Origin of the sequence: Noviherbaspirillum humi (assembly GCF_900188095.1) — a bacterium.
GTDB lineage: Bacteria > Pseudomonadota > Gammaproteobacteria > Burkholderiales > Burkholderiaceae_D > Noviherbaspirillum > Noviherbaspirillum humi.
The window spans coordinates 45,148-63,461 of record NZ_FZOT01000017.1; the positions used below are offsets into that span (position 1 = coordinate 45,148).

Consider the following 18,314-nt stretch of genomic DNA (forward strand, 5'->3'; position numbering starts at 1 on the left):
TGAGTGCTTCAGGCAGGCTGCTTCGACCCGTTGGGCTTTGCCGCCTCCGCCATGCCGATCAGACGAGTGCCGACGATTCGGTCATGCAGGAATTGCCTGTCGCGGTCGAACAGCGCAGCCATCCCCCAGATCAGCACGTTCGCGGCCGGCATCAGCACCATCGCCCATCCCTTGGCGCCGAGTGCCCAGGCCAGCATCAAGCCCGGCAGCACCCACATCCAGGCCAGCAGATAGCGGCAAAGCGCCTTGCGCCAGCTGATGTCCTGGCCGTCCCGTCCCACCAGTTTTATCCGCCAGGTTTTCATGGCCAGCGTCTGGCCCCTGTGGGTCCAGAACCAGATGAAGTAAACAGCGAGAACAAGGAACAGCCAGTTCTGCATCAGGTGCCGCAAATAGAGTGCATGACGCTGCTGCAACAAGGTGGAAAACAGCCAGCCGGAAAGAAATACCACCCCGAAAAGCAGCATGGATTCATAAACCATGCTGGCGAAGCGGCGTGCGAGGGGAGGGGCGGTGCTGCTCGAAACGGCGTTCAAGATCGGGATTTACTTGGATGAGGCAGGCACCGGCGCGATTGCCGGGACGACCTGCGGGTTGGCGGACTGCTCGATCACCGGACGCGGCGTAGCCTTGATCGGCGACACGGCGCTCGGCTTGGCTTGCGACGGCGGCGGAAGGGTCGCCACTTTCTTTTGCATCGCCGCATCGGCAGCCAGCTTCTTCTTTTGTTCTTCAGGCAGCTGCTGATATTCCTGCCATTTTTCCGATTTCTGATCGGGCTTCAACTGCTTGGCCATGGCGAAGCTTTCACGGGCAACGCGGCGCTGCTCGGGGGTGAGCTTCACCCACTCGCGCATGCGCTCCTGCAAGCGTTGCTGCTCGTCGGGCGTCATGGAAGCGTACTTCTTGCTGATCTTGAGCCACTTCGCCTTGCGATTGGCATCCATCCTGTCCCATTCGGTGGCAAGCGGTGCCAGCGCGGTCTGCTGGGCGGGACTCAGTTCTTGCCATGCCGGCCGGCTGACATTGGCGGGGATGACTTGCGGCTTTGTCGCTGGTGCTGCAGGACTAGTCGAAACAGGAGCAATCGGCGTGGCGGACGGAGAAGCGGCATGCGCCTTGGGCGCTTCCACCAGCGACCCCTCGGCCGCCGCAAAAGTCAGCGAGGCCACGACGGAAAGAAATCCGACCGCCGCCCCGGTCTTGGCCAACGGCGTGAATTTGGGGTTCGCCGGCTTTGCCATTACTCTCCCCGGGTAGCCAGGAAGGCGTTGAAGCCGTGGTCGGTGTACGCCGACAGGGGCAGTTCGTCAGACAGCACCGCGGCATCGATTTCTGCAGTCTCGTTGATGCGGTGCTTCTGTTCGACTTCGTAAATGCCGATCAGGCCGGTGACCAGCGCCACCATCGGCAGGGCCACCCCGATTCGGCTGATCCAGGAGAACGAACTGCCGAATACCTGGCCGGCATTGCCGGCGAAAAGCCGCTGCGGCACCAGCATGCTGAGGCGAGACTCCTTCTTCCGACGGGCGAGCGCAGCCTTGCGCGCGGTGGCAAGACGCTGCAGCGATGCTTCGGGCATGTCGTCCAGGGTTTCGTTGAGCGCGTGCCGGATCTTGTAGGCGAAATTGAGTTCTCTATTATTCATAATGTAATTCCTTTGGCTCTGAGCGCCTGGGCGAGCGCATGGGTGGCGCGAGAACAATGCGTCTTGACGCTACCTTCGGAGCAGCCCATCGCGGCAGCAGTTTCGGCTACATCCATATCCTGCCAATAACGCATGAGAAACGCTTCCCGTTGACGTCCGGGGAGCTTTTGGATCTCTGCTTCGATCAATGCAAGCACCTGCCCGCGTTCCACCTTGTCGGCGCTGGATTCTGCGGCTTGACTGCCTTCCTCGGATTCGTACACCTCCAGCAAGTCGAAACCCTCACGGTCTTCGTCATCCGCATTCAGGCCTGAAAAGAGGCTGACCCAGGTATTTCTTACCTTTTCGCGTCGAAAATAATCATGGATCGTGTTCTGCAGGATGCGCTGAAACAGAAGCGGCAGTTCCGCCATCGGCTTGTCGCCATACTTCTCGGCCAGCTTGATCATTGCATCTTGAACAATATCTAAGGCTGCTTCGTCCTTTCGGACTGCGTATACGGCCTGCTTGAACGCCCGTCGCTCCACGCTTTCGAGGAAATCGGATAATTCTTTCTCAGTTGCCATGCGACGAAACGCGTTGCTCCAGCTTCATGAATGGGGAGGGTGCCGGACAGGAATTTTTCCCGTCTTCTTCTTGACTGACGGCATGCTAGCAAAAATTGCCTGTGTATGCGCAGAAATTGGGGGTGAAGACCTTGATTTCACATGTTTTTTATTTAAATCTTCTTGACCTGAATGGTGCAACGCATTAACGTATGACTCCTTTCGACATCCCGAAAGTCGTCATTTCCGTCCAGGCGCATAATGCCGTGCCGCAAATGATTCGCTTTAAGTCAAGAAGCTGTTTGCTCTAACCCGCGCCACAAGCGCGAGAAACCGTTACCGGATCTTCGGAATCCCGAGCTGAACGAGTCGCGTCAAGCGTCACTCTGCAGCGCATCTACGGGTGCGTGAACGAGGGACGTCGCCGCACAAGGAAGGGAAGCCCGGGCGCCGTTGATCCAGACGATTTCGCCAGGAAGGAGCATCCGATCAATCTCCTATGGACCTTGAAAGGAACCTAGCAATGAGCAGTACGGAACTCACCGGCGCCGAGATCGTCGTGCGCTGTCTCGCCGAAGAGGGCGTGGAGCATGTGTTCGGTTATCCGGGCGGCGCGGTGCTCTACATCTACGACGCCATCTTCAATCAAGACGCCTTCCAGCATATCCTCGTACGCCACGAGCAAGCCGCCATCCACGCTGCCGATGCCTATTCGCGCAGCTCGCAGAAGGTCGGCGTGGCCATCGTCACTTCCGGTCCGGGCGTGACCAATGCCGTCACCGGCCTCGCCACCGCCTACATGGATTCGATTCCCATGGTGGTCATCAGTGGCCAGGTGCCGTCGACCGCCATCGGCCAGGACGCTTTCCAGGAGTGCGATACGGTCGGCATCACCCGTCCCTGCGTCAAGCACAACTTCCTGGTGAAGGATGTGAGGGACTTGGCGGAAACGATGAAGAAGGCTTTCTACATCGCGACTACCGGACGTCCGGGCCCGGTGCTGGTGGATATCCCCAAGGACATCACCATGCACAAGTGCGCCTTCGAGTACCCGAAGGCGGTCGAGATGCGCTCCTACAAGCCGGTCGACAAGGGGCATTCCGGCCAGATCCGCAAGGCGGTCCAGCTGCTGCTCTCCGCCGAACGCCCGATGATCTACACCGGCGGCGGCGTGATCCTGGCAAACGCTTCGGACGAGCTGAACAAGCTGGTCGACAAGCTGGGCTTCCCCTGCACCAATACCCTGATGGGCTTGGGCGCCTACCGGGCTTCCAGCGACAAGTTCGTCGGCATGCCCGGCATGCACGGCACCTACGAAGCCAACATGGCCATGCAGCACTCTGACGTGCTGATCGCCATCGGCGCGCGCTTCGATGACCGGGTCATCGGCAATCCGAAGCACTTCGGCTCGCATGCCCGCAAGATCATCCATATCGACATCGACCCCTCGTCGATCTCCAAGCGGGTCAAGGTCGACATTCCCATCGTCGGCAACGTCAAGGATGTCCTGCACGACCTGCTGGCGCAGATCGATGCCGCCGAAGCAGCCGGCACCCGGCCGAATCAAGTCGCGCTCGGCAGCTGGTGGAAGCAGATCAATGAATGGCGTGGCCGTCAGTGTCTGAAGTACGCGCCGTCGAACGAGGTCATCAAGCCGCAGTCGGTGGTGGAAAAAGTTTGGGAAGTGACCAAGGGCGACGCCTTCATTACGTCCGACGTCGGCCAGCACCAGATGTGGGCGGCCCAGTACTACGGCTTCGACAAGCCGCGCCGCTGGATCAACTCCGGCGGCCTCGGCACTATGGGCGTCGGCCTGCCTTACGCCATGGGCGTGCAGATGGCCAATCCGGATGCGACCGTGGCCTGCATCACCGGCGAAGCCTCGATCCAGATGTGCATCCAGGAACTCGCCACCTGTAAGCAGTATCACCTCACGCCGAAGATCATCCTGCTGAACAACCGCTTCCTTGGCATGGTCCGGCAGTGGCAGCAGATCGACTACGGCTCGCGCTATTCCGAGTCCTACATGGATTCACTGCCCGACTTCACCAAGCTGGCCGAGTCCTTCGGCCATGTCGGCATGCGCATCGAGAATCCGGCCGATGTCGAAGGCGCGCTGCGCGAAGCCTTCGGCATGAAGGATCGCCTCGTGTTCATGAACTTCATCACCGACCAGACGGAAAACGTATGGCCGATGGTCAAGGCAGGCAAGGGCCTGACCGAAATGCTGCTTGGATCGGAGGACCTGTAATGCGTCATATCATTTCCGTCCTTCTCGAAAACGAGGCGGGTGCGCTGTCCCGCGTCGTCGGCTTGTTCTCGGCGCGCGGCTACAACATCGAAACCCTGACCGTCGCGCCTACCGAGGATGCAACGCTGTCGCGCATGACCATCGTTACCAGCGGCTCGGACGACGTGATCGAGCAGATCACCAAGCATCTGAACCGCCTGATCGAGGTGGTGAAGGTGGTCGACCTGACCGAAGGCGCCCACATCGAGCGCGAGCTCATGCTGATCAAGGTGCGTGCCGTCGGCAAAGAGCGCGAAGAGATGAAGCGCACCGCCGACATCTTCCGCGGCCGCATCATCGACGTGACCGAGAAGACCTACACCATCGAACTGACCGGCAACAAGCCCAAGCTTGACGCCTTCATCGAGTCGATCGACCGCAGCGCCATTCTGGAGACCGTCCGCACCGGCGGTTCCGGCATCGGCCGCGGCGAGCGCATCCTCAAAGTCTAAGCAGCACCATCAATAACCCTTTAGGAACAACAATGAAAGTTTTTTACGATAAAGATTGCGACCTGTCCCTCATCAAGAACAAGAACGTCACCATCATCGGTTACGGCTCCCAGGGACACGCGCATGCGCAGAACCTGAACGATTCGGGCTGCAAGGTTACCGTGGCGCTGCGCAAGGGTGGCGCATCCTGGAACAAGGCCAAGAACGCCGGTCTGAACGTCGCTGAAGTGAATGACGCCGTCAAGGACGCCGACGTCATCATGATCCTCCTGCCGGACGAGAACATCGCCCAGGTCTACAAGGAAAACGTCGAGCCGAACGCCAAGCAGGGCGCCGTGCTGGCCTTCGCCCACGGCTTCAACGTCCACTACGGCCAGGTCGTTCCCCGCGCCGACCTCGACGTCATCATGGTCGCTCCTAAGGCGCCGGGCCACACCGTGCGCGGCACCTATACCCAGGGCGGCGGCGTGCCGCATCTGGTTGCCGTGTACCAGGACAAGTCCGGCAGCGCCCGTGACATCGCCCTGTCGTACGCCATGGCCAACGGCGGCGGCCGTGCCGGCATCATCGAAACCAACTTCCGCGAAGAGACCGAGACCGACCTGTTCGGCGAACAGGCAGTCCTGTGCGGCGGTACCGTCGAGCTGATCAAGGCCGGTTTCGAGACCCTGGTGGAAGCCGGCTACGCTCCCGAAATGGCTTACTTCGAGTGTCTGCACGAACTGAAGCTGATCGTCGACCTGATCTATGAAGGCGGCATCGCCAACATGAACTACTCCATCTCCAACAACGCGGAGTATGGCGAGTACGTGACCGGTCCCCGCGTCGTTACCGAAGACACCAAGAACGCGATGCGTCAGTGCCTGAAGGACATCCAGACCGGCGAATATGCCAAGAGCTTCATCCTCGAGAACAAGGCCGGCGCCCCGACCCTGATTTCCCGCCGCCGTCTGACCTCGGAGCACCAGATCGAGCAAGTCGGCGAGAAGCTGCGCGCGATGATGCCGTGGATCAAGAAGAACAAGCTGGTCGACCAGTCCAAGAACTAAGTCGATACGGTCATGAAACGCGGTGGTTCATTCCGTCATTTAGACCAAGTCCTTTGCGGGGCCATGATCGATTGACGCTAGAGCCGCCGCGCTCGATCCAAGGCGTACCTCGGTACGCCTTTTTTGTTGCTTGGGGAATGCGGCTTTACCATCCCGGGCGGCACTTTTAGCAAAAAGAAAAATCAAAAAACGCGGAAAGTGACGCAGGCAGCCATCCGCGCTTATCCATTTCACGACAGTAGTCTAGAATACCGTTGCCTTAATTGTATTTACCTGGAGCAAAGTTGAAGAATTATCCGCATCCGATTATTGCCCGCGAGGGATGGCCCTTCCTGGGGCTGGCTGTTGCAATCGCCGTCATCGTGACGGTATTGGCGCCCGGTTGGTCGATCCCGTTCTGGCTGATCGCACTGTTCGTGCTGCAGTTTTTCCGTGACCCGGCCAGAGAAATTCCGCAGAAGGCGAATGCCGTTCTGTCGCCGGCCGACGGACGCATCGTGGTGGTGGAAAAGGCGCAGGATCCTTACGCCAACCGCGAGGCGCTTAAGATCAGCGTCTTCATGAATGTCTTCAACGTGCACTCCAACCGGTCGCCGGTCGACGGCAAGATTCAGTCAGCTCAGTATTTCCCCGGCAAGTTCGTCAACGCCGACCTCGACAAGGCGTCGCTGGAAAACGAGCGCAATGCCTTGACCATCACCACAACCGGCGGTCAGCTGGTGACCTGCGTGCAGGTGGCGGGATTGATCGCGCGCCGCATTCTTTGCTACGTGAAGCCGGGCGACAACCTGCAGCGCGGGCAGCGTTACGGGTTCATCCGCTTCGGATCGCGGGTCGACGTGTATCTGCCCCTGAACGCGTCGCCCAAGGTGACCGTCGGCGACAAGGTCTCCGCCACCGAAACCATCCTTGCAGAACTTTGACCTCCGCATCACATCCACGGAAACCGAATGGCAAGCTTTCATCGTCGCAAGCCTAAGACAAGCCCCGGCATTCTGCCCAAGGTAACCCGGTTCAACAGGAAGGCCGCCTACAGCGCCGGACGCGATGATGAGGATCAGGATCTGCACGAGATGCCGCGCCGCCGCGGCATCTACCTGCTGCCGAACGCCTTCACCACCGCCAACCTGTTCTGCGGTTTCTTCGCCATCGTCATGGCGATGAATCTCAAGTTCGATCTCGCGGCGATCGGCATCTTCGCCGCCATGGTGCTCGACAGCATCGACGGCCGGGTGGCTCGTCTCACCAACACGCAGAGCGAGTTCGGCGCCCAGTACGACAGCCTGTCCGACATGCTGTCCTTCGGCGCCGCGCCGGCGCTGGTGGTCTATGAATGGTCCCTGCGCGGGCTCGGCAAGCTCGGCTGGCTGGCTGCCTTCGTCTACTGTGCCGGCGCAGCACTGCGGCTGGCCCGCTTCAATACCAATATCGCGGTGGTCGACAAGCGCTATTTCCAGGGCTTGCCCAGTCCCGCATCGGCAGCGCTGGTGACCGGCTTCGTCTGGCTGATGGATGATCTCGGGTTCGTCGGCACCGACCTCAGCTGGTATGCCTGGGCCATCACGCTCTATGCCGGCCTCACCATGGTGACCAACGTGCCGTTCTACAGCTTCAAGGAAATCAACTTCCGCAAGTCGGTGCCCTTCATCGCCATCTTCGTAATCGTGTTGATCTTCGTACTGATCTCGAGCGATCCGCCGAAAGTGCTGTTCGGCCTGTTCGTGCTCTATGGACTGTCCGGCTACGCGGTGTATTTCTGGCGGCTGTCGAAGGGCAAGCCGGTCAGCATCGTTCAAACCGAGCCTGAACCGGCCGACGGCAAGGAGTAGGCGCAATCACCGCCGCCCAAGGGCGGCGTTTTCATTTGGCGGCGCCCATTATTGCCGCAAGTATTTGAATGGTTGCACTTTTGTAGGTTTGCGCTTATATTCGAGGCATGACACGCGATATCCACATTGCTGTTCTCGCTTCTTCCATCGGCCTGCTGCTAGGCCGACTGCCGCTATTCCTAGTGCGTTAAGCGCGCTAAATCCCCTTATCCCACAATCTGTGTAGTCTGAGGCCACTGCCTGGAGCGGAGGGGCCCAAAAACCATTCACAGGACTCCAATTCCATTTATCAAGGAGCAAAACCATGGCTGACAAATTGATTATTTTCGACACCACCCTCCGGGATGGTGAACAGTCCCCCGGCGCGTCGATGACCAAGGATGAAAAAATCCGCATCGCCAAGCAGCTGGAGCGGCTGCGCGTCGATGTGATCGAAGCCGGTTTTGCTGCCGCTTCGCCCGGCGACTTTGAGTCGATCAAGGCGATTGCGGGCGTGATCAAGGATTCCACCGTCTGCTCGCTCTCGCGCGCCAACGACCGCGACATTTCGCGCGCCGCCGAAGCACTGGCAGCAGCATCTCGCAAGCGCATCCATACCTTCATCGCCACCTCGCCGCTGCACATGGAGAAGAAGCTGCGCATGTCGCCGGATCAGGTGCTGGAGCAAGCCAAGCAAGCGGTTCGCTTCGCGCGCCAGTTCACCGATGATGTCGAGTTCAGTCCGGAGGACGGCAGCCGCTCCGAGATGGATTTCCTGTGCCGCGTGATCGAGACGGTAATCGCCGAGGGTGCGCGCACCATCAACTTCGCCGACACCGTCGGCTATGGCGTGCCCGAGCTCTACGGCAACATGATCAAGACGCTGCGCGAGCGCATCCCCAATTCCGACAAGGCGGTATGGTCGGTGCATTGCCATAACGATCTCGGCATGGCGGTGGCCAATTCCCTCGCCGGTGTGATGATCGGCGGCGCGCGCCAGGTGGAGTGCACCATCAACGGCCTCGGCGAGCGCGCCGGCAACACGGCGCTGGAAGAGATCGTCATGGCGGTCAAAACCCGCAAGGATTATTTTGACCTCGAACTGAACATCGACACCACGCAGATCGTGCCGGCTTCCAAGCTGGTGTCGCAGATCACTGGGTTTGCGGTCCAGCCGAACAAGGCGGTGGTCGGCGCCAATGCCTTCGCCCATGCATCCGGCATACACCAGGATGGCGTGCTCAAGGCGCGCGACACTTACGAGATCATGCGTGCTGAAGACGTGGGTTGGACCGCCAACAAGATCGTGCTCGGCAAGCTTTCCGGCCGCAACGCGTTCAAGCAGCGCCTGGAAGAACTTGGCCTCGAACTCGAATCGGAAGCCGAGGTCAATGCCGCCTTCGCCCGCTTCAAGGAACTGGCCGACCGCAAGGCCGAGATTTTCGATGAGGATATTTTCGCCGTGGTCTCGGACGAGCAGCATGCGCAAGAGAACGAGCACTTCCGCTTCGTCTCCCTGGCGCAGCATTCCGAAACCGGTGAGCGGCCCAAGGCGAAGGTGGTGTTCAGCATGGGCGGTCAGGAACTGGTATGCGAAGGGCAGGGCAACGGCCCGGTGGATGCGACCGTCAATGCGATCGAATCCAAGGCTGCCAGCGGCTCCGAACTGCTGCTGTTCTCGGTGAACGCCATCACCACCGGCACCCAGTCCCAAGGCGAAGTGACGATGCGCTTATCGAAGGCCGGCCGCATTGTCAATGGCGTCGGCGCCGATCCCGACATCGTGGTCGCGTCCGCCAAAGCCTATCTCTCGGCGCTGAATAAGCTGCACTCCAAAGCGGAGCGGCTCAACCCGCAGTTCTAAGCCCGATTCATCGCAGCCCGAAGGGGAAGCGGCGGTCCGGATCGAAACGCGGGTCCGGACCGCTCATCATCCGCTGCACGATGCCGTTGCGGTCGAAGTGCACATGCATCAGCGAATTCCAGACGCCGCTCTCCTTGTAGGGATAAGTCCATACCTCTAGATCCGATAGGGACAGATAGGATGTCCCACTCGGCGCGCCAATAGCGTGCAGCACATCGTTCTTGCCCGCTTCGCCAACCTTGATGCTGGCGAATTTCTCGTTCGTCAGCACCTGCTCGTATGACGCAAGCCGACCGTCGCTGCCGATGCGAGCCATGTAGGTGCGCTGGCCGAAGGGGCCCGTCTTGTACTCGAGGAGCTTGCCGTTTCCATCCTGGTACACGTGAGTCGGCTGGCCTAGCCGGCCGATCACCTGGGCTTCTGGTTCGCCCATGGCTGGCGGCGTGGGATTCAGAATGGCGCAGCCGTGGAGCAGGACGACGAACAGAAGGGGCGCGCAGCGGATGGGGAGAGACATGCGTTTTCCTTCGAGGAAGCAGTTGGATCAGGGTTTGAATGGGCGGGCGGTTTCCTATATAATCCCGCTCTTGGTCGTTTTGACCAAGTTTTTTTATTAATTGTTCACGGTTCATAGGGTTGCTTCGCTTAACTCTGTGCTCCGCAAGTGAGAGGTCAATATGTCAGTCGGTGATATCAACAAAGCAGAAATTATCAAGAGCAACGGCCGCGGTCAAAACGACACCGGCTCCCCGGAAGTGCAGGTCGCGCTGCTGACTGCTCGCATCAACGAGCTCAACAGCCACTTCAAGACTCATTTGAAGGACCACCATTCCCGTCGCGGCCTGATCCGCATGGTCAACCGCCGCAAAAGCATGCTGGCCTATCTGAAGAGCAGGGATGCCAACCGCTACCGCGCCCTGATCGAAAAGCTCGGCCTGCGCAAGTAAGTTTTGCGTTATCAGCCTTCAACGGTATAGCTGGATGCCTGCTTCAGTTCGCTGATGCAGGCATTTTATTTTTTATCGTTTGCAATTTGAAAATGTAAGACGGCAAGCCGTGAGCGGCGAGCCGTCAGTGGTGAGGTGAACGACAGCGCCTGAAATTCTGTCGGCAAAAAAGAAAGGAAACACCGTGTTTAACAAAGTTACCAAAACCTTCCAGTATGGCCAGCATCAGGTCACGCTGGAAACCGGCGAGATCGCCCGTCAGGCATCCGGCGCCGTGGTCGTCTCGGTGGAAGATACCGTCGTGCTGGCTACCGTAGTGGCTCGCAAGGAAGCCAAAGCAGGCCAGGATTTCTTCCCCCTGACGGTCGATTACGTTGAAAAGAGTTATGCGGCCGGCCGCATTCCCGGCGGTTTCTTCAAGCGCGAAGGCCGTCCGTCCGAGAAGGAGACGCTGACCTCCCGTTTGATCGACCGTCCGATACGCCCGCTGTTTCCCGAAGGCTATTTGAACGAAGTCCAGGTCATCGTCCATGTGTTGTCGGTGAACCCGGAAATCGATCCCGACATCCCGTCCATGATCGGCACCTCGGCCGCGCTGTGCGTCGCCGGCATCCCGTTCAACGGCCCGATCGGCGCCGCCCGCGTAGGTTATGTCGATGGCCAGTATGTCCTGAATCCGACCACCAGCCAGCTCGCCAAAACCGAACTCGACCTGGTTGTTGCAGGTACCGAGCAGGCCGTGCTGATGGTGGAATCCGAAGCCAACCAGCTGTCCGAGGAAGTCATGCTCGGCGCCGTTGTCTACGGCCATGAGCAGATGAAAGTCGTGATCGACGCCATCCATGAGCTGGTGCGCGACGGCGGCAAGCCGGAAGTGCAGTGGGCTCCGCCGGCGAAGAATGAAACCCTGATCGCCCGCGTGACCGAACTGGCCGAAGGCAAGCTGCGCGAAGCCTATCAGACCAAGGACAAGCAGGCTCGTACCGCCAAGCTGAAAGACGTCAGTGCCGAAGTCAACGCCACCCTGGCAGCCGAAGCCGCTGGTACCGGCGCGCCGGATTCCGCCGAAGTCGGTTCCATCCTGTTCGATCTCGAAGCGAAGATCGTCCGCTCCCAGATTCTGGAAGGCGAGCCGCGCATCGACGGCCGCGACACCCGCACCGTGCGCCCGATCAGCATCCGCAACAGCGTTCTGCCGCGTACCCACGGCTCCGCGCTGTTCACCCGCGGCGAAACCCAGGCGCTGGTCATCGCTACGCTCGGCACCGCACGCGACGAGCAGAAGATCGACGCGCTGATGGGCGAGTACTCTGACCGCTTCATGCTTCACTACAACATGCCTCCGTTCGCCACCGGCGAAACCGGCCGCGTTGGTTCGCCGAAGCGCCGCGAGATCGGCCACGGCCGTCTGGCCAAGCGCGCGCTGCAGGCCGCGCTGCCGGCGCCGAGCGAGTTCAGCTACTCGATCCGCCTGGTGTCCGAGATTACCGAGTCGAACGGTTCCTCTTCCATGGCATCGGTTTGCGGCGGCTGCCTGGCGCTGATGGATGCCGGCGTGCCGATGAAGGCGCACGTCGCCGGCATCGCCATGGGTCTGATCAAGGAAGGCAACAAGTTCGCCGTCCTGACCGACATCCTGGGCGACGAAGACCACCTCGGCGACATGGACTTCAAGGTTGCGGGTACCGCGAATGGCATCACCGCGCTGCAGATGGACATCAAGATCCAGGGCATCACCAAGGAAATCATGCAGGTCGCGCTGGCCCAGGCCAAGGAAGGCCGCATGCACATCCTGGCGAAGATGCAGGAAGCCATGCCTGTGGGTAACGTCGAGCTGTCGGACTTCGCGCCGCGCCTGATCACCATGAAGATCAATCCCGAGAAGATCCGTGACGTGATCGGCAAGGGCGGCGCCGTGATTCGCGCGCTGACCGAGGAAACCGGCACCCAGATCGACATCACCGACGAAGGCGTGGTCACCATCGCTTCTGTTGATGCCGCTGCCGGCCAGGAAGCCAAGCGCCGCATCGAAGAGTTGACCGCGACTGTCGAAGTGGGCAAGACCTATGACGGCACCGTGCTCAAGCTGCTCGACTTCGGCGCCATTGTCCAGGTGATCCCGGGCAAGGATGGTCTGCTGCACATCAGCCAGATCGCCAATGAGCGCGTCAACGCGGTGGCCGACTACCTGAAGGAAGGCCAGCAAGTGCGCGTCAAGGTCATCGAGACCGACGAACGCGGTCGCCTGAAGTTGTCGATGAAGGCGGCTGCGAACGAAGCTGCGGCCGAAGCTTCCTCGCAGCAGTAAGCAGCCTCCTTCCGCCTTTGATGAAAACGCCGGGTTCGCCCGGCGTTTTTTTTGGGCTCCTGCAGGGTCGCGTGCACCGGCATACAATGCGGGTTTTCATTCTTACATCGAGCCATGCGAGCCATTGAAATCAAGCAGCCCGGCGGTCCGGAGATGCTGCAGCCATGTAATCGTCCCATGCCGGAATTCAAGGCGGGCGAAGTGTTGATCAAGGTGCATGCCGCCGGCATCAACCGGCCCGATGTATTCCAGCGGCTGGGCAATTACCCGGTCCCGCCGGGTGCTTCCGATATTCCGGGCCTGGAAGTGGCCGGAGAAATCGTCTCCGGCGATCTCGCCGGATCGTCACTGAAGATCGGCGACCGGGTCTGCGCCTTGGTGCAGGGCGGCGGATATGCCGAATACTGCACTGCGCCCACGGCGCAGTGCCTCCCGGTGCCGGCGGGTCTGAGCATGGTCGAGGCGGCGTCGCTGCCCGAAACCTTTTTCACCGTGTGGAGCAATGTATTCGACCGCGGCGGGCTCGCGAAAGGCGAGACTCTGCTGGTCCAAGGCGGAACCTCCGGCATCGGCGTAACGGCGATACAAATGGCGCGGGCGATGGGACATCGGGTCTTCGCCACCGCAGGGTCCGATGAGAAGTGCCGGGCCTGTGAAGCCCTGGGTGCGGAGCGGGGCATCAATTACCGAACCGAGGATTTCGCCGACGTGGCGAAGCAACTGACCGGCGGCAAGGGTGTGGATGTCATCCTGGACATGGTGGCCGGCGATTATCTGCCGAAGGAAATCGGCTGCCTGGCTGACGATGGCCGCATCGTCATCATCGCGCTGCTCGGCGGCGCCAAGGCGCAGATCGATGCCAGCCAAGTGCTTCGCCGTCGACTGACCATTACCGGCTCCACGCTGCGGCCGCGACCGGTCCCGTTCAAGGCGGCGATCGCCGATAACCTGCGGCAGAAGGTCTGGCCGCTGCTCGAATCCGGGGCCATCAAGCCAGTGATCCATCGTGTTTTCAAGCTGGAAGAAGCGGCGGAGGCCCATGCGCTCATGGAGAGTAGTGCCCATGTCGGAAAGATAATGCTTTCGGTTGCCGACTGAGCATCGACATCCGGTTTCATCCGCAGCGCCTCATGGTTGGCACGACCTTGCGGTTTGACCGCGTATAGGGCGACGCGCTAGAATCGAGGGTTATTTAATTCTAGGCTCCTATGCGACGCAAACTCATCGCCGGCAATTGGAAAATGAATGGCAGCCTGTCTGGAAACCAGGCGCTGCTCAACGGCATCAAAGAAGAAATCGGACAGGCGAACTGCGACGTGGCAGTTTGTGTTCCCGCCCCTTATCTCGCTCAATGTCGCGACAGCCTGTCGGCCACGCTGATCGGCTGGGGCGGACAGGATCTGTCGGTGCATGAGTCCGGAGCCTATACCGGCGAAGTATCGGCGTCGATGCTGCGCGATTTCGGCGCGAAGTATGTGATCGTCGGTCACTCCGAGCGCCGCAGCTATCACGGCGAAAGCGATGACGCCGTGGCCGCCAAAACGGCGCGCGCGTTGCGCTCGGGCCTCGTGCCGATCGTCTGCGTCGGGGAACTGTTGTCCGAGCGCGAGGCAGGCCAGACGGCCGCAGTCGTCGGCCGCCAGCTCGATGCGGTGATGGCGGTCCTGAGCGCCGACGATCTCGCGAACATCGTCATTGCGTATGAGCCGGTATGGGCCATCGGCACCGGCAAGACCGCAACGCCGGACATGGCGCAAGAAGTGCATGCCTTGCTGCGCAAGCGCCTCGCCGCAAAGAGCCCGGCCGCGGCGGAAAAGGTGCAGATCCTGTACGGCGGCAGCATGAAGCCCGACAACGCGGCAGACCTGCTGCGCATGGCGGACATTGATGGCGGACTGATCGGCGGTGCTGCCCTCAAGGCATCCGACTTCCTGGCCATCATCAGGGCCGCGTCCTAACATCCGGCAGCAGCGCGCTTGCCATCAACCAGAAACGGATCATTTTCATGAACGCCATGTTCACCATCATCGTCATCGTTCAAGTCATCTCGGCGCTGGCCATCATCGGCCTGGTGCTGCTTCAGCACGGCAAGGGCGCCGACATGGGCGCCGCCTTCGGCTCCGGCGCCTCCGGCAGCCTCTTTGGCGCCAGCGGTTCCTCGAATTTCCTCTCGAAGTCGACCGCCATCGCCGCCGCTGTTTTCTTCGCCGCGACGCTGGCGCTGGCTTTCATCGGCAACCGTCCCTCGGGTTCGGGAGCCGGTGTCATGGACAATCTGAAAGCCGCTCCGACGCCCGCCGCACAGACGCCTGCAGCACCGGCGAAGCAGGGCGACGTTCCCGCTCCGGCCCCTGGTGCAGGCGCAAACGAACCGGCCAACCAGATCCCGAAATAAGCGCTTTTTCCCTCTGAAACACCCCTGGATGATTGCAATTGTGCATTGAACAAATTCAGGGAAACGGAGTACAATAACGGGCTATTGCCGACGTGGTGAAATTGGTAGACACGCTATCTTGAGGGGGTAGTGGCGCAAGCTGTGCGAGTTCGAGTCTCGCCGTCGGCACCAATCTGACGAAGCCAGCAAGGGGATACCTGAGCTGGCTTTTTGTCGAGGATGCGTTGCTTGTTGGGCAATCCCGTTGCGCTCTCCTGCAACTGAATCTTGAACTTATCTGCTTCCGGCCGTGAACCTCGAAAACTATTTCCCCATTCTTCTCTTCATCCTGGTAGGGATCGGCGTCGGCGTCGTTCCTCAAGTTCTCGGTCGCGTGCTCGCTCCGCACAAGCCGGATACGGCAAAGCTGTCGCCGTACGAGTGCGGCTTCGAGGCCTTCGAGGACGCGCGCATGAAGTTCGACGTGCGCTACTACCTGGTTGCCATTCTTTTCATCCTGTTCGATCTGGAGACCGCATTCTTCTTCCCCTGGGGCGTGGCGATGCGAGACCTTGGTTGGCAAGGTTTCGTCACCATGTTGGTATTCATCGTCGAGTTCATCGTCGGCTTCTGGTACATCTGGAAAAAGGGTGCCCTGGATTGGGAGTAAGTCATGTCTATTGAAGGCGTATTAAACGAAGGTTTCATCACTACCACTGCGGACAAGCTGATCAACTGGACCCGCACTGGTTCTCTCTGGCCGATGACGTTCGGCTTGGCTTGCTGCGCGGTCGAGATGATGCATGCAGGCGCGTCGCGCTATGACCTCGACCGTTTCGGCATCGTGTTCCGTCCGTCGCCGCGCCAGTCCGACGTAATGATCGTTGCCGGCACGCTGTGCAACAAGATGGCGCCCGCGCTGCGCAAGGTGTACGACCAGATGGCTGAGCCGCGCTGGGTCATTTCCATGGGATCCTGCGCCAATGGCGGCGGCTATTACCACTACTCGTATTCGGTGGTGCGCGGCTGCGACCGCATCGTTCCGGTCGACGTCTACGTTCCGGGCTGCCCGCCGACTGCCGAGGCTTTGCTGTACGGCATCATGCAGCTGCAGAACAAGATCCGTCGCACCAACACGATCGCGCGCTAAAGACGGTTTTGCAGAATATGACAACGAAACTTGAAACGCTTGAATCCGTCCTGCGCAACACGCTTGGCGATCATGTCCAAAGCCTCGAATCGGCGTTCGGCGAGCTGACGCTGGTCGTGAAGGCGGCGGATTATCTGTCCGTGATGCGCACCCTGCGGGACGACGCCGGCTTGCGCTTCGACGAGCTGATCGACCTGTGCGGCGTCGACTACTCAACCTACGCCGATGGCGCCTGGGACGGCCCGCGCTTCGCCGTGGTGAATCACTTGCTTTCCGTTGAGCACAACTGGCGCCTGCGGGTGCGCGTGTTCGCGCCGGATGACGACATGCCCGTGGTGTCCTCTCTGGTGGACATATGGCCGACCGCCAACTGGTACGAGCGCGAGGCGTTCGACTTGTTTGGCATCCTGTTCGAAGGCCACACCGACCTGCGTCGCATCCTGACCGACTACGGCTTCATCGGCCATCCCTTCCGCAAGGACTTCCCGGTGTCGGGCTACGTCGAAATGCGCTATGACCCCGAGCAGAAGCGGGTGATCTATCAGCCGGTGACGATCGAGCCGCGCGAGAACATCCCGAGGGTCATCCGCGAAGACAAGTACGGAATGAAATAATGGCAGAGATCAAGAATTACACCCTGAACTTCGGTCCGCAGCATCCGGCAGCGCACGGCGTGTTGCGCCTGGTGCTGGAGCTGGACGGCGAGGTCATCCAGCGCGCCGACCCGCACATCGGTCTGCTGCATCGGGCGACCGAAAAGCTGGCCGAGCACAAGTCCTACATCCAGGCCTTGCCCTACATGGACCGTCTCGACTACGTCTCCATGATGTGCAACGAGCACGCCTACGTGCTCGCGATCGAGAAGCTGCTCAATCTCGAAGTGCCGCTGCGCGCCCAGTACATCCGCGTCATGTTCGACGAGATCACCCGCCTGCTGAACCACCTCCTGTGGATCGGCGCGCACGCGCTAGACGTCGGTGCAATGGCGGTGTTCCTGTACGCCTTCCGCGAGCGCGAAGATCTGATGGATTGCTACGAGGCCGTTTCCGGCGCCCGCATGCATGCAGCCTATTATCGTCCGGGCGGCGTCTATCGCGACCTGCCAGACGCCATGCCGCAGTACAAGCCGTCGTCTGTGCGCAGCGAGAAAGCCATCCGCGAGCTCAACGAAACGCGTCAGGGTTCGCTGCTGGACTTCATCGAAGACTTCACCAACCGCTTCCCGGGCTACGTCGACGAGTATGAAACCCTGCTGACCGACAACCGGATCTGGAAGCAGCGCCTGGTTGGCGTCGGCGTCGTTTCGCCTGAGCGCGCCAAGGCGATGGGCTTCACCGGCCCTATGCTGCGCGGCTCCGGCATCCCCTGGGATCTGCGCAAGAAGCAGCCCTATGAGGTCTACGACCTGCTCGACTTCGACATCCCGGTGGGCGTGAACGGCGACTGCTACGACCGCTACCTCGTCCGCGTGGAAGAGATGCGCCAGTCGAACCGCATTATCAAGCAGTGCATCGAATGGCTGCGCAACAACCCCGGCCCGGTGATCACCGACAACCACAAGGTGGCGCCGCCGGATCGCGTCGGCATGAAATCGAACATGGAAGAGCTGATCCACCACTTCAAGCTGTTCAGCGAAGGCTTCCACATTCCGCCCGGCGAGGCTTATGCCGCGGTCGAGCATCCGAAGGGCGAGTTCGGCATCTACATGGTGTCCGACGGCGCCAACAAGCCGTACCGCATCAAGATCCGCGCGCCTGGCTTCGCTCACCTCCAGGGGCTGGACGAAATGGCGAAAGGCCACATGATCGCCGATGCCGTCACCATCATCGGCACGCAGGACATCGTTTTTGGCGAAATCGACCGCTGATGCGGTCGAGCA

General features: G+C 60.4%; 20 protein-coding genes and 1 tRNA gene. 16 read left to right on the forward strand and 5 right to left on the reverse strand.

Annotation, left to right across the window (positions count from 1 at the left end; genetic code table 11):
- Window positions 1-8 precede the first annotated feature (8 nt).
- The 4 genes from CHB88_RS19640 to CHB88_RS19655 are packed head-to-tail and all read right to left on the reverse strand — an operon-like array spanning window position 9 to window position 2,214.
- Entirely contained in the window at window positions 9-536 is a 528-nt protein-coding gene (locus CHB88_RS19640) for an RDD family protein (RefSeq protein WP_281255034.1), read from the reverse strand.
- A gap of 9 nt (window positions 537-545) precedes the next feature.
- Window positions 546-1,244 (reverse strand): DUF3106 domain-containing protein, encoded by a 699-nt coding sequence (locus CHB88_RS19645; RefSeq protein WP_089401042.1) that lies wholly within the window; start codon window positions 1,242-1,244, stop codon window positions 546-548.
- Window positions 1,244-1,648 carry a DUF3619 family protein gene (locus CHB88_RS19650; protein WP_089401043.1) on the reverse strand — a complete coding sequence of 135 codons (405 nt, stop codon included), beginning with the start codon at window positions 1,646-1,648 and terminating at the stop codon, window positions 1,244-1,246. The genes CHB88_RS19645 and CHB88_RS19650 overlap by 1 nt, the downstream gene beginning before the upstream one ends.
- Window positions 1,645-2,214: an RNA polymerase sigma factor gene (locus CHB88_RS19655; RefSeq protein WP_089401044.1), complete on the reverse strand. Its 570-nt coding sequence runs from the start codon at window positions 2,212-2,214 to the stop codon at window positions 1,645-1,647. Before CHB88_RS19655 ends, CHB88_RS19650 begins: the two co-directional genes overlap by 4 nt.
- A gap of 502 nt (window positions 2,215-2,716) precedes the next feature.
- On the opposite strand from CHB88_RS19655, the gene CHB88_RS19660 reads away from it, so the two are divergent.
- The 6 genes from CHB88_RS19660 to CHB88_RS19685 all read left to right on the forward strand — a co-directional run bounded on the left by CHB88_RS19660 (window position 2,717) and on the right by CHB88_RS19685 (window position 9,656).
- Window positions 2,717-4,444: an acetolactate synthase 3 catalytic subunit gene (locus CHB88_RS19660; RefSeq protein ID WP_089401045.1), complete on the forward strand. Its 1,728-nt coding sequence runs from the start codon at window positions 2,717-2,719 to the stop codon at window positions 4,442-4,444.
- A complete protein-coding gene (ilvN, locus tag CHB88_RS19665) occupies window positions 4,444-4,935 on the forward strand; it encodes an acetolactate synthase small subunit (protein WP_089401046.1) in 492 nt (163 codons plus the stop codon). Before CHB88_RS19660 ends, ilvN begins: the two co-directional genes overlap by 1 nt.
- 32 nt (window positions 4,936-4,967) lie before the next feature.
- Entirely contained in the window at window positions 4,968-5,984 is a 1,017-nt protein-coding gene (gene ilvC / locus CHB88_RS19670) for a ketol-acid reductoisomerase (RefSeq protein ID WP_089401047.1), read from the forward strand.
- 284 nt (window positions 5,985-6,268) lie between these two features.
- Window positions 6,269-6,907, forward strand: a complete 639-nt coding sequence (locus CHB88_RS19675; RefSeq protein WP_089401048.1) for a phosphatidylserine decarboxylase — start codon at window positions 6,269-6,271, stop codon at window positions 6,905-6,907.
- A gap of 27 nt (window positions 6,908-6,934) precedes the next feature.
- Window positions 6,935-7,813: a CDP-diacylglycerol--serine O-phosphatidyltransferase gene (pssA, locus tag CHB88_RS19680; RefSeq protein WP_089401049.1), complete on the forward strand. Its 879-nt coding sequence runs from the start codon at window positions 6,935-6,937 to the stop codon at window positions 7,811-7,813.
- A 304-nt stretch (window positions 7,814-8,117) separates the two neighbouring features.
- Window positions 8,118-9,656 (forward strand): 2-isopropylmalate synthase, encoded by a 1,539-nt coding sequence (locus CHB88_RS19685; RefSeq protein WP_089401050.1) that lies wholly within the window; start codon window positions 8,118-8,120, stop codon window positions 9,654-9,656.
- Window positions 9,657-9,663: 7 nt separating this feature from the next.
- Here the strand turns inward: CHB88_RS19685 and CHB88_RS19690 are convergent, their stop codons facing one another.
- Window positions 9,664-10,173, reverse strand: coding sequence for a hypothetical protein (locus tag CHB88_RS19690; RefSeq protein WP_089401051.1), 510 nt, complete (start codon window positions 10,171-10,173; stop codon window positions 9,664-9,666).
- Between the two features lie 160 nt (window positions 10,174-10,333).
- On the opposite strand from CHB88_RS19690, the gene rpsO reads away from it, so the two are divergent.
- The 10 genes from rpsO (at window position 10,334) to CHB88_RS19740 (ending at window position 18,302) form a co-directional block, all read left to right on the forward strand.
- Window positions 10,334-10,603, forward strand: a complete 270-nt coding sequence (rpsO, locus tag CHB88_RS19695; protein WP_089401052.1) for a 30S ribosomal protein S15 — start codon at window positions 10,334-10,336, stop codon at window positions 10,601-10,603.
- Window positions 10,604-10,787: 184 nt separating this feature from the next.
- Window positions 10,788-12,911, forward strand: coding sequence for a polyribonucleotide nucleotidyltransferase (gene pnp / locus CHB88_RS19700; protein ID WP_089401053.1), 2,124 nt, complete (start codon window positions 10,788-10,790; stop codon window positions 12,909-12,911).
- Window positions 12,912-13,025: 114 nt separating this feature from the next.
- The gene (locus tag CHB88_RS19705) at window positions 13,026-14,009 is read left to right on the forward strand and encodes an NAD(P)H-quinone oxidoreductase (protein WP_089401054.1); all 984 of its coding nucleotides are present in this window, start codon (window positions 13,026-13,028) and stop codon (window positions 14,007-14,009) included.
- Window positions 14,010-14,119: 110 nt separating this feature from the next.
- Window positions 14,120-14,869 (forward strand): triose-phosphate isomerase, encoded by a 750-nt coding sequence (gene tpiA, locus CHB88_RS19710; RefSeq protein ID WP_089401055.1) that lies wholly within the window; start codon window positions 14,120-14,122, stop codon window positions 14,867-14,869.
- Window positions 14,870-14,916: 47 nt separating this feature from the next.
- On the forward strand, window positions 14,917-15,306 hold the full coding sequence (gene secG, locus CHB88_RS19715) for a preprotein translocase subunit SecG (RefSeq protein ID WP_089401056.1): 390 nt from the start codon (window positions 14,917-14,919) through the stop codon (window positions 15,304-15,306).
- A gap of 86 nt (window positions 15,307-15,392) precedes the next feature.
- Window positions 15,393-15,477 (forward strand) — tRNA-Leu (locus CHB88_RS19720).
- A gap of 118 nt (window positions 15,478-15,595) precedes the next feature.
- Window positions 15,596-15,955, forward strand: coding sequence for an NADH-quinone oxidoreductase subunit A (locus tag CHB88_RS19725; RefSeq protein WP_089401057.1), 360 nt, complete (start codon window positions 15,596-15,598; stop codon window positions 15,953-15,955).
- A 3-nt stretch (window positions 15,956-15,958) separates the two neighbouring features.
- Window positions 15,959-16,435: a NuoB/complex I 20 kDa subunit family protein gene (locus tag CHB88_RS19730; protein WP_089401058.1), complete on the forward strand. Its 477-nt coding sequence runs from the start codon at window positions 15,959-15,961 to the stop codon at window positions 16,433-16,435.
- A 17-nt stretch (window positions 16,436-16,452) separates the two neighbouring features.
- Entirely contained in the window at window positions 16,453-17,049 is a 597-nt protein-coding gene (locus CHB88_RS19735) for an NADH-quinone oxidoreductase subunit C (RefSeq protein ID WP_089401059.1), read from the forward strand.
- Entirely contained in the window at window positions 17,049-18,302 is a 1,254-nt protein-coding gene (locus tag CHB88_RS19740; RefSeq protein ID WP_089401060.1) for an NADH-quinone oxidoreductase subunit D, read from the forward strand. Before CHB88_RS19735 ends, CHB88_RS19740 begins: the two co-directional genes overlap by 1 nt.
- The last annotated feature ends 12 nt before the right edge of the window (window positions 18,303-18,314 follow it).